This window comes from Pseudomonas sp. MDV22-iso1 (genome assembly GCF_058145095.1).
Genome location: NZ_JBYVMF010000041.1, coordinates 25,168 through 35,424 on the forward strand (window position 1 = coordinate 25,168; position 10,257 = coordinate 35,424).

At 58.2% G+C, this 10,257-nt stretch carries 8 protein-coding genes and 1 pseudogene; 6 read left to right on the forward strand and 3 right to left on the reverse strand.

Translation table 11 applies throughout. The features are described from left to right. Nucleotides 1-158 precede the first annotated feature (158 nt). Both clpA and clpS read right to left on the reverse strand, forming a co-directional pair. Nucleotides 159-2,429, reverse strand: a complete 2,271-nt coding sequence (gene clpA, locus AC3ZVB_RS27955) for an ATP-dependent Clp protease ATP-binding subunit ClpA (RefSeq protein WP_007946437.1) — start codon at nt 2,427-2,429, stop codon at nt 159-161. A gap of 30 nt (nt 2,430-2,459) precedes the next feature. Then, the gene (gene clpS, locus AC3ZVB_RS27960; protein ID WP_162438548.1) at nt 2,460-2,840 is read right to left on the reverse strand and encodes an ATP-dependent Clp protease adapter ClpS; all 381 of its coding nucleotides are present in this window, start codon (nt 2,838-2,840) and stop codon (nt 2,460-2,462) included. Nucleotides 2,841-3,065: 225 nt separating this feature from the next. Here clpS and cspD point away from each other — a divergent pair, with 225 nt between their 5' ends. Further along, nucleotides 3,066-3,332 (forward strand): cold shock domain-containing protein CspD, encoded by a 267-nt coding sequence (gene cspD, locus AC3ZVB_RS27965; RefSeq protein ID WP_162438549.1) that lies wholly within the window; start codon nt 3,066-3,068, stop codon nt 3,330-3,332. Nucleotides 3,333-3,426: 94 nt separating this feature from the next. On the opposite strand, the gene icd is transcribed toward cspD, so the two are convergent. Next, complete coding sequence (gene icd / locus AC3ZVB_RS27970; protein WP_490148360.1) at nt 3,427-4,683, reverse strand: NADP-dependent isocitrate dehydrogenase; 1,257 nt, start codon at nt 4,681-4,683, stop codon at nt 3,427-3,429. Nucleotides 4,684-5,177: 494 nt separating this feature from the next. Here icd and AC3ZVB_RS27975 point away from each other — a divergent pair, with 494 nt between their 5' ends. The 5 genes and pseudogenes from AC3ZVB_RS27975 to AC3ZVB_RS27995 form a co-directional block, all read left to right on the forward strand. Further along, nucleotides 5,178-7,403: an NADP-dependent isocitrate dehydrogenase gene (locus AC3ZVB_RS27975; protein ID WP_162438551.1), complete on the forward strand. Its 2,226-nt coding sequence runs from the start codon at nt 5,178-5,180 to the stop codon at nt 7,401-7,403. 195 nt (nt 7,404-7,598) lie between these two features. Beyond that, a complete protein-coding gene (locus tag AC3ZVB_RS27980) occupies nt 7,599-8,045 on the forward strand; it encodes an NUDIX hydrolase (RefSeq protein WP_490148361.1) in 447 nt (148 codons plus the stop codon). A 59-nt stretch (nt 8,046-8,104) separates the two neighbouring features. Further along, nucleotides 8,105-9,238, forward strand: a complete 1,134-nt coding sequence (mnmA, locus tag AC3ZVB_RS27985) for a tRNA 2-thiouridine(34) synthase MnmA (RefSeq protein WP_162438553.1) — start codon at nt 8,105-8,107, stop codon at nt 9,236-9,238. Continuing rightward, nucleotides 9,235-9,858, forward strand: coding sequence for a high frequency lysogenization protein HflD (gene hflD, locus AC3ZVB_RS27990; RefSeq protein WP_162438554.1), 624 nt, complete (start codon nt 9,235-9,237; stop codon nt 9,856-9,858). The genes mnmA and hflD overlap by 4 nt, the downstream gene beginning before the upstream one ends. Nucleotides 9,859-9,984: 126 nt before the next feature. Then, a pseudogene (locus AC3ZVB_RS27995) lies at nt 9,985-10,257 on the forward strand (adenylosuccinate lyase); the annotation flags it as partial.

Below are 10,257 nucleotides of genomic sequence, written 5' to 3' on the forward strand. Positions count from 1 at the left end.
GTAGGAGTGAGCCTGCTCGCGATAGCGTCATATCAGCCAATATTAACGTCACTGACACACCGCCATCGCGAGCAGGCTCGCTCCTACAGGAGATCGCGGTGAGGCGATAGACAGCAAAAAGGCGCCTTTCGGCGCCTTTTGCTTTGTTGCGATTAACGTCAGGCCATTTCTGCCGTGGTTTCGAACTCGAAGGTCAGCTCGCCATCCTTGAGGTCGATGTGTACCACACCGCCATGGTCGGCCAGTTCGCCAAAGAGAATCTCTTCCGCCAGTGGACGCTTGATCTTGTCTTGAATCAAACGCGCCATTGGCCGGGCACCCATCGCCGAATCGTAGCCACCGGCTGCCAGCCAGCTGCGCGCCGCGTCCGTCACTTCCAGCTGCACACGCTTGTCTTCCAGCTGCGCCTGAAGCTCCGTAAGGAACTTGTCCACCACGCTTTTGATGACCTCATGGCTGAGGCGACCAAACTGGATAATGGTGTCCAGACGGTTACGGAATTCTGGCGTGAAGCTCTTCTTGATCACTTCCATCGCATCGGACGAGTGGTCCTGATGGGTGAAACCGATCGAAGCACGTGCTGCAGTTTCGGCACCGGCGTTGGTCGTCATAATGACGATCACGTTACGGAAATCCGCCTTGCGCCCGTTGTTATCAGTGAGCGTACCGTGGTCCATGACCTGCAACAGCAGATTGAAGACTTCCGGATGCGCCTTCTCGATCTCATCGAGCAACAGCACGCAGTGAGGCTGTTTGGTGATGGCTTCGGTCAGCAGACCGCCCTGATCGAACCCGACATAACCAGGAGGCGCACCGATCAGACGCGATACGGTGTGGCGCTCCATATACTCGGACATGTCGAAGCGAACCAGTTCGATACCCAATGCCTTCGCCAGCTGACGCGCCGCTTCGGTTTTACCGACACCGGTCGGCCCGGCGAACAGGAAGGAACCGACAGGTTTGTCAGGGGACTTGAGGCCGGCGCGGGACAGTTTGATCGCCGTCGACAGAGAGTCGATGGCAGCATCCTGACCGAACACCGTCAGTTTCAGGTCACGCTCAAGGTTGCGCAGCAGCTCTTTGTCGGAGCTGGTGACATGTTTTGGCGGTATACGCGCGATTTTCGCAACGATGTCCTCGACCTGAGGCACCTCGATACGTTTCACGCGCTTCTCGATCGGCTGCAGACGCTGGTAGGCACCCGCTTCGTCGATGACGTCGATGGCCTTGTCCGGCATGTGCCGGTCGTTGATGTAGCGCGACGCCAGTTCTGCAGCGGCACGCAAGGCCTCATCGCTGTATTCGATGTTGTGGTGCGCTTCGAAACGACCTTTCAGGCCGCGCAGGATACCGATGGTGTCTTCCACCGAAGGCTCCGACACGTCGACTTTCTGGAAGCGCCGAGCCAGGGCACGGTCCTTCTCGAAGATCCCACGGAATTCCTGGAAAGTGGTCGAACCGATGCAACGGATATCGCCCGAAGACAGCAATGGCTTGAGCAGGTTCGAGGCATCCATGACACCACCGGACGCGGCGCCCGCACCAATGATGGTGTGGATCTCGTCGATGAACAGGATGGCCTGCGGACGTTTTTTCAGCTCATTGAGCAGCGCCTTGAAACGCTTCTCGAAGTCGCCACGGTATTTGGTACCGGCCAGCAAGGCGCCCAGGTCAAGGGAATACACCACGCTATTGGCCAACAGGTCAGGCACCTGGTTGTCGACAATGCGTTTGGCCAGGCCTTCGGCAATCGCGGTTTTACCCACGCCCGCCTCGCCCACCAGCAACGGATTGTTTTTGCGGCGACGCGCCAGAATCTGCGCGACACGCTCGACTTCCAGCTCACGGCCTACCAACGGGTCGATTCGACCCTGGCGCGCGAGTTCGTTGAGATTGCTGGCATAAGCATCCAGAGGATTGCCTGAAGATGAAGACTCACCGCCCTCGTCATCCTGCATATCTTGCTCACCTTCAGAGTGATCGCCATGCCCGGGCACCTTGGAGATGCCGTGAGCGATGTAATTGACGACATCGATGCGCGCAACGCTCTGCTGTTTCAGCAGGAACACTGCCTGACTCTCTTGCTCACTGAAGATCGCAACCAGCACATTGGCGCCGGTTACTTCGCGTTTGCCCGAGCTCTGTACGTGAAAGACAGCACGCTGCAGAACACGCTGGAAGCCCAATGTAGGCTGGGTCTCGCGGTCCTCATCATGGACGGGGATCAACGGCGTGGTGGAGTCGATGAACTCCTGCAGATCATGCTTGAGTTTGTCGAGGTTTGCGCCGCAGGCACGCAAAACGGTGGCGGCAGCCTCATTGTCCAATAGGGCCAGCAGGAGGTGTTCGACGGTCATGAACTCATGACGCTTCGAACGGGCTTCCTTGAAGGCAAGATTGAGGGTGACTTCGAGCTCGCGGTTTAACATAGCTTCACCTCATACCCAAGTGGTCGGCGATTAACCGTCCTTCTCGATTTCACAGAGTAGCGGATGCTGGCTTTCCCTGGCGTACTGGTTGACCTGCATGGCCTTGGTCTCGGCGATGTCGCGGGTAAACACTCCACATACTGCCCGTCCTTCTGTATGGACGGCCAGCATGACCTTGGTCGCCAGCTCCCGATTCAGGTTAAAAAACACCTCGAGCACTTCGACGACGAAATCCATCGGTGTGTAGTCATCGTTGAACAAAACCACCTTGTACATCGGTGGTGCCTGTAAAGCAGGCTTAGCCTCCTGAACAGCAATGCCTGCAGAATCGTCGTCGTGTGTCCCCGGGTCTTGATGGAGAACCGGGCGATCCTGATTGAATGTTAGTCGAATCTGGCTGATTGCATGCATGGAAAGAAAGGTTCGTCAGTTGTGCGAATACAGTGGTGGGGGCGGTCATGGACGATTTCAACTCCGACTGCCTGGTCACCTTGACTATCGGCAAAACGGTGTTACAACCAATAGAGCCCACAGTGGGTAAAAAAGGTCCGCGGAGTCAATCTTATTTATGGGATTCGACTGCGGATGAACTGGATGATACTCCAGTGATGGAGTCTGTTGCAGAGGGAGTTGGGTATGTCAGGTGTGAAGGTCAGCGGCAAGGTGAAATGGTTCAACAACGCCAAGGGCTACGGTTTCATCAATGAAGATGGCAAAAGCGAAGACCTTTTTGCTCATTACTCGGCCATCCAGATGGACGGCTATAAAACCCTGAAGGCCGGTCAGGCTGTCGTCTTCGAGATCATCCAGGGACCCAAAGGGCTGCATGCCGTGAACATCGGCGCGCCTCAGGCTGTGGAGGAAGTTGCCTCGCCTGCCGAGCAACAAACCGTTACAGCTTAGTTTCGTATCCTCCCTCCAGACCGATCCCGAACTGGAATAAAAAACCGCCCGGCTCAATCACTCAAGCCGGGCGGTTTTTCGTTTCGTGCAAATGTTACATATGCGAAATCAGCGCATCACCGAACGCAGAGGACGACAGCAGCTTGGCGCCTTCCATCAAACGTTCGAAGTCATAGGTCACGGTTTTGGCGGAGATCGCGCCGTTGGTGCCCTTGATGATCAGATCGGCCGCTTCGGTCCAGCCCATATGGCGCAGCATCATCTCTGCGGACAGGATCAGCGAACCCGGGTTCACCTGGTCCTTGCCGGCGTATTTCGGCGCAGTACCATGGGTCGCTTCGAACATCGCGATGGTGTCGGACAGGTTCGCACCTGGCGCGATACCGATACCGCCCACTTCAGCCGCCAGGGCGTCAGACAGGTAGTCACCGTTCAGGTTGAGGGTTGCGATCACGTCGTATTCGGCCGGGCGCAGCAGGATCTGCTGAAGCATGGCGTCGGCGATGGCGTCCTTGACGATGACGTTCTTGCCGGTTTTCGGGTTCTTGAACTGCATCCACGGACCGCCGTCGAGCAGTGTCGCGCCGAACTCTTCAGCCGCCACTTCGTAGGCCCACTCCTTGAAGGCACCTTCGGTGAACTTCATGATGTTGCCTTTGTGCACGATGGTCAGCGAGTCGCGATCGTTATCGACCACATATTGCAATGCTTTGCGCGCCAGACGCTTGGTACCCTGCAGGGACACCGGCTTGATGCCGATACCGCAGTTCTCGTCGAAACGGATCTTGGTAACACCCATTTCATCTTTGAGGAATTTGATGACCTTGGTCGCTTCCGGCGAGCCGGCTTTCCACTCGATACCGGCGTAGATGTCTTCCGAGTTCTCGCGGAAGATCGTCATGTCGACGTCGCCTGGCTTCTTGACCGGGCTGGGGACGCCTTCAAACCAGCGCACCGGGCGCAGGCACACATAAAGATCGAGTTGCTGACGCAGGGCCACGTTCAACGAACGGATGCCGCCACCGACCGGCGTGGTCAGAGGGCCCTTGATGGAAACCACGTAATCCTTCACCGCGTCCAGGGTTTCCTGAGGTAGCCAGGTGTCCTGATCGTAAACCTGAGTCGCTTTCTCCCCGGCGTAGACTTCCATCCAGGAAATTTTGCGATCGCCGCCGTAAGCCTTCTTAACAGCAGCATCGACAACCTTGATCATGACCGGGCTGATATCAACGCCGATACCATCGCCTTCGATGAAGGGGATGATCGGGTTGTTAGGAACATTGAGAGAATGGTCCGCGTTGACGGTGATTTTGTCGCCGACTGCTGGAACCTGAATCTTCTTGTATCCCATGCTGAACTCCATTGTTTGGATTGAACATCTGGCTTCGTTCGAGCGTACCCCAGTTAAATCGGCGCGCAAACCCTATGTTCCAACCATCTGCCGCAAAGCTGCGCAGTTCGCAACGTACAAGCCTGAAAGCAAAGGGAAAAGCGCCAAACTCAAGCACGGTGCAAGACTCTACGCCCCACACTCCCCTGCGACCTTTAGACCAATGGACGATGTTCGTTACGTATGAACCATCGGCAGATTGCCAGCTACCTATGTATAATGCCGCCCGCTGACCACAGAGTCACGACGGCCGACCTCTCTAGCACGAGACTTTGGACCTGAAAAAGCAGGACTGTTACCGCAGTCCACCCGCTTGCCGCTCGACTGATGCACCCAACATCACCGCGCACAAAACTCGACATTCGGCTCATGGATGACTTTGAACGAACGCGCTTACCCGGCGCCCTTCGAGTTTCTGCGCACGCTTTAGCAAAGAAGAGAGAGTTAATCCGAATATGCCCACCCGCTCGAAGATCATCTATACCTTCACCGACGAAGCTCCAGCCCTCGCCACCTATTCACTGTTGCCTATCGTAGAGGCGTTCACTGCCTCGGCTGATATCGCCGTTGAAACCCGCGATATCTCTCTTGCAGGGCGCATCCTGGCCAGCTTCCCCGAGCAATTGGGTGACAAAGCCGTAGCCGACCACCTCGCCGAACTGGGCGACCTGGCCGTTACGCCTGAAGCCAACATCATCAAGTTGCCGAACATCAGTGCTTCGGTTCCGCAACTGCAAGCAGCGATCAAAGAGCTGCAAGCCCAGGGCTTCGCACTGCCGGACTACCCGGAAACCGTGACCACCGACGCCGACAAGCTCGCCAAGTCGCGCTACGACAAGATCAAGGGCAGCGCCGTAAACCCGGTACTGCGCGAAGGCAACTCCGATCGTCGTGCACCGCTCTCGGTCAAGAACTACGCTCGCAAGCACCCGCACAAAATGGGCGCCTGGGCTGCAGACTCCAAGTCCCACGTCGCGCACATGAGCACCGGTGATTTCTACGGCAGCGAAAAAGCTGCCCTGATCGACGCCGCTGACGCCGTCAAAATCGAATTGATCGCTCAAGACGGCACCACCACCGTCCTGAAAGAAAAAACCACCGTGCAAGCCGGTGAGATCCTCGACTGCGCGGTCATGAGCAAAAACGCTCTGCGCAGCTTCATTGCTGCCGAGATCGAAGACGCCAAAGCCAAAGGCGTGCTGCTGTCGGTTCACCTGAAAGCCACCATGATGAAGGTCTCCGACCCGATCATGTTCGGCCAGATCGTTGCCGAGTTCTATAAAGACGCACTGGCCAAGCACGCTGACGTGCTGGCACAGATCGGCTTCAACCTGAACAACGGCATCGGCGACCTGTACGCTCGCATCAAAGCCCTGCCGGCTGAGCAGCAAGCGCAGATCGAAGCGGACATCCAGGCGGTCTACGCCGTTCGTCCGTCGCTGGCCATGGTCAACTCCGACAAAGGCATCACCAACCTGCACGTGCCGAGCGACGTCATTGTCGACGCCTCGATGCCAGCGATGATCCGTGACTCCGGCAAGATGTGGGGCACCGATGGTCAGCTGCACGACACCAAGGCCGTGATCCCGGATCGTTGCTACGCCACGATCTACCAGGCGGTGATCGAAGACTGCAAGGCTAACGGCGCCTTTGATCCGACCACCATGGGCAGCGTGCCTAACGTCGGTCTGATGGCGAAGAAAGCCGAAGAGTACGGCTCGCACGACAAGACCTTCCAGATCAAGTCGAACGGCGTGGTTCGGGTTTCCGACAGCGCTGGCCGTACCTTGCTGGAGCAGTCGGTTGAAGCCGGCGACACTTTCCGCATGTGCCAGACCAAAGACGCGCCGATCCAGGACTGGGTCAAACTGGCCGTCAACCGTGCTCGCGCCAGCGCCACTCCAGCCATTTTCTGGCTAGACCCGATGCGCGCCCACGATGGCGTCGTGATCGAGAAAGTTCAGGCTTACCTGAAGGATCACGACACCACCGGCCTGGACATCCAGATCATGGCGCCAGTCGACGCGATGAAGTTCACCCTGCAGCGCACCCGCTCCGGCCTCGACACCATCTCGGTGACCGGCAACGTACTGCGCGACTACCTGACTGACCTGTTCCCGATCATGGAACTGGGCACCAGCGCCAAGATGCTGTCGATCGTGCCGCTGATGAACGGTGGCGGCCTGTTCGAAACCGGCGCTGGCGGTTCGGCTCCGAAGCACGTTCAGCAGCTGCTGGAAGAGAACTTCCTGCGTTGGGATTCCCTGGGCGAGTTCCTGGCCCTGGCCGCTTCCCTTGAGCACCTGGGTGTGACGTACAACAACCCTAAGGCGCTGGTTCTGGCCAAGACCCTGGATCAGGCCACTGGCCAGTTCCTGGACAACAACAAGTCGCCATCGCGCAAAGTCGGCAACATCGACAACCGCGGCAGCCACTTCTACCTGGCGCTGTACTGGGCTCAAGCCCTGGCGGCCCAGACTGAAGACGCTGCACTGCAAGCGCAGTTTGGCGAGCTGGCCAAAACCTTGACCGAGAACGAAGCAACCATCGTTGCCGAACTCAACGCCGTTCAAGGCAAGCCAGTGGACATCGGCGGTTACTACCACGCCAATGCCGACTTGATCAGCAAGGCCATGCGTCCAAGCAACACCTTCAACACCGCGATCGCTGCACTGGTGTAAGGTTGTAAAGATGCAAAAAAGCCCCGGCCCAGTGCCGGGGTTTTTGTTTGCTGGCTTCGCAATTTCCTGTAGGAGTGAGCCTGCTCGCGATAGCGGTATACCATTCAACATCTTTGGTGACTGACATTGCGCTATCGCGAGCAGGCTCACTCCTACATTTGATCGTGTTTCAACATTGGAATCCGAGGAAGCTTTATGGACTGGAAACCCCACATCACCGTCGCCACCATCGTCGAAGACAACGGCCGCTTCCTGATGGTCGAAGAGCACAAGCACGGGCGCAATGTGCTCAACCAGCCCGCCGGCCACCTCGACCCGAACGAAACCCTGATCGAAGCCGCCGTACGCGAAACGCTGGAAGAAACCGGCTGGGACGTCGAAGCCACCGGCGTGGTCGGAATTTACCTGTATACCGCACCCAGCAACGGCGTGACCTATCAACGGGTTTGCTTCACTGCAACACCGCTTAAACACCACCCCGATTATCAACTGGACGACGGCATCGTCGGCGCCAAGTGGCTGACGCGGGACGAATTACTGGCGCAGCGCGAAAACTGGCGCAGCGAGCTGATCATCCGTTGCATCGATGATTATCTGGACGGCCAGCACTTCGGCCTCGAATTGATCCGCCCTTCTCTTTAGCCTTGTGGCCTTGAGCCTGCTAGAATCGCGTCCTTTTTCAAGACACTCATTGAATCCCTATGCGTGATCCAGCCCCTTCTGATACACAAAAGAAGCGCGTCATTGTCGGCATGTCCGGCGGCGTGGACTCTTCCGTTTCCGCCCTTCTGTTGATCGAGCAGGGTTATGAGGTGGAAGGCCTGTTCATGAAGAACTGGGAAGAAGACGATGGAACGGAATACTGCACCGCCATGGACGACCTGGCGGACGCCCAGGCCGTGTGCGACAAGATTGGCATCAAGCTGCACACCGCCAACTTCGCCGCCGAGTACTGGGACAACGTGTTCGAGCACTTCCTGGCCGAATACAAGGCCGGTCGCACCCCGAACCCGGACATCCTCTGCAACCGCGAAATCAAGTTCAAGGCGTTCCTCGACTACGCCATGATGCTGGGCGCCGACCTGATCGCCACCGGTCACTATGTGCGCCGACGTGACGTTGACGGCCGCACCGAGCTGCTCAAGGGCCTGGACCCTAACAAGGACCAGAGCTACTTCCTGCACGCCGTGGGCGGTGAACAGATCGCCAAGACCCTGTTCCCGGTCGGCGAGCTGGAAAAACCCGAAGTGCGCGCGATTGCCGAGAAACATGATCTGGCTACCGCGAAGAAAAAGGATTCCACCGGGATCTGCTTTATCGGCGAACGCCGCTTCAGTGATTTCCTCAAGCAATACCTGCCCGCCCAGCCGGGCGAGATCAAGACCACCGAAGGTGAAGTCATCGGTCGCCACCATGGCCTGATGTACCACACCATCGGCCAGCGTCAGGGCCTGGGCATCGGCGGCTTGAAAGACGCCAGTGACGAACCGTGGTACGTGCTGATCAAGGACCTGGAAAACAACGAGCTGATCGTTGGCCAGGGCAATGACCATCCGTACCTGTTCTCCCGCGCCCTGCTCGCTTCGGACATTTATTGGGTCAACCCGATCGACCTGTCCGGGCCGCGCAAACTGACCGCCAAGGTCCGTTATCGCCAGAGCGACCAGCCCTGCACCCTGGAAAAGACCGAAACCGGTTACCGTGCGACCTTCGATGACCCGCAACGCGCGGTCACCCCAGGCCAGTCCGTGGTGTTCTACGACGGTGAAATCTGCCTCGGCGGCGGCGTGATCGAAGTGGCCGAGCCGTGGACGAGCAAAGGCCAGGCTCAATGAACCCGACCCAGGAACAACTGACGGCGTTGGGCGGCGTGTTTCTCGCCGCCGTACTGGTCGACAAGATCGCCAAGACGGGGCAAACCAGCGAAGCAGGCCTGACCTGCATGCTCGGCAGCCTGTTGATTCGCGACCCGAAGGACACGCTGGAAGTGTACGGCGGCGACGACCTCAATCTGCGTGAGGGCTACCGCGCATTGATCGGCGCGCTGGAACGCGATCCAAGCACTCTGCAACGTGAGCCACTGCGTTACGCCCTGGCGATGCTCGGCCTCGAGCGTCAGCTGGCCAAGCGCGAAGACATGCTCGAAGCGATTGGCAAGCGATTGCCGCAGATCCAGTCCCAGGTCGAGCACTTCGGCCCGGCGCACGAAAATGTCATCGCCGCCTGTGGCGCACTCTATCAGGACACCCTGAGCACTCTGCGCCAGCGGATCCAGGTGCATGGCGACATGCGCAACCTGCAGCAACCGAGCAACGCTTCGAAGATCCGCGCCCTGTTGCTGGCCGGCATTCGTTCTGCGCGGCTGTGGCGGCAGTTGGGCGGCCATCGCTGGCAGCTGGTGATCAGTCGTCGCAAATTGCTTAAAGAGCTTTACCCGCTGATGCGCAGCAGCTGAACCGCGCCCGCAACATCGCTTTTGGTCTGTAACGCGTAATACGCCGGTCAGTTGGCAACGGACCGGCGGATTTTTTCATGTATGATACGCGCCCCATTTCGTTGCCCGACTGTCCGAGAACACCCCATGCAGCTTTCTTCGCTCACTGCGGTTTCCCCTGTTGACGGCCGCTACGCCGGCAAAACCCAGGCCCTGCGCCCAATTTTCAGCGAATACGGCCTGATCCGTGCTCGCGTTCTGGTGGAAGTGCGCTGGCTCCAGCGCCTGGCCGCTCACCCTGCCATCAGCGAAGTGCCGGCGTTTTCCGCCGAAGCCAACGCTGTACTGAACACCCTGGCGGAAAACTTCGCGCTCGAGCACGCCGAGCGCGTCAAAGAGATCGAACGCACCACCAACCAC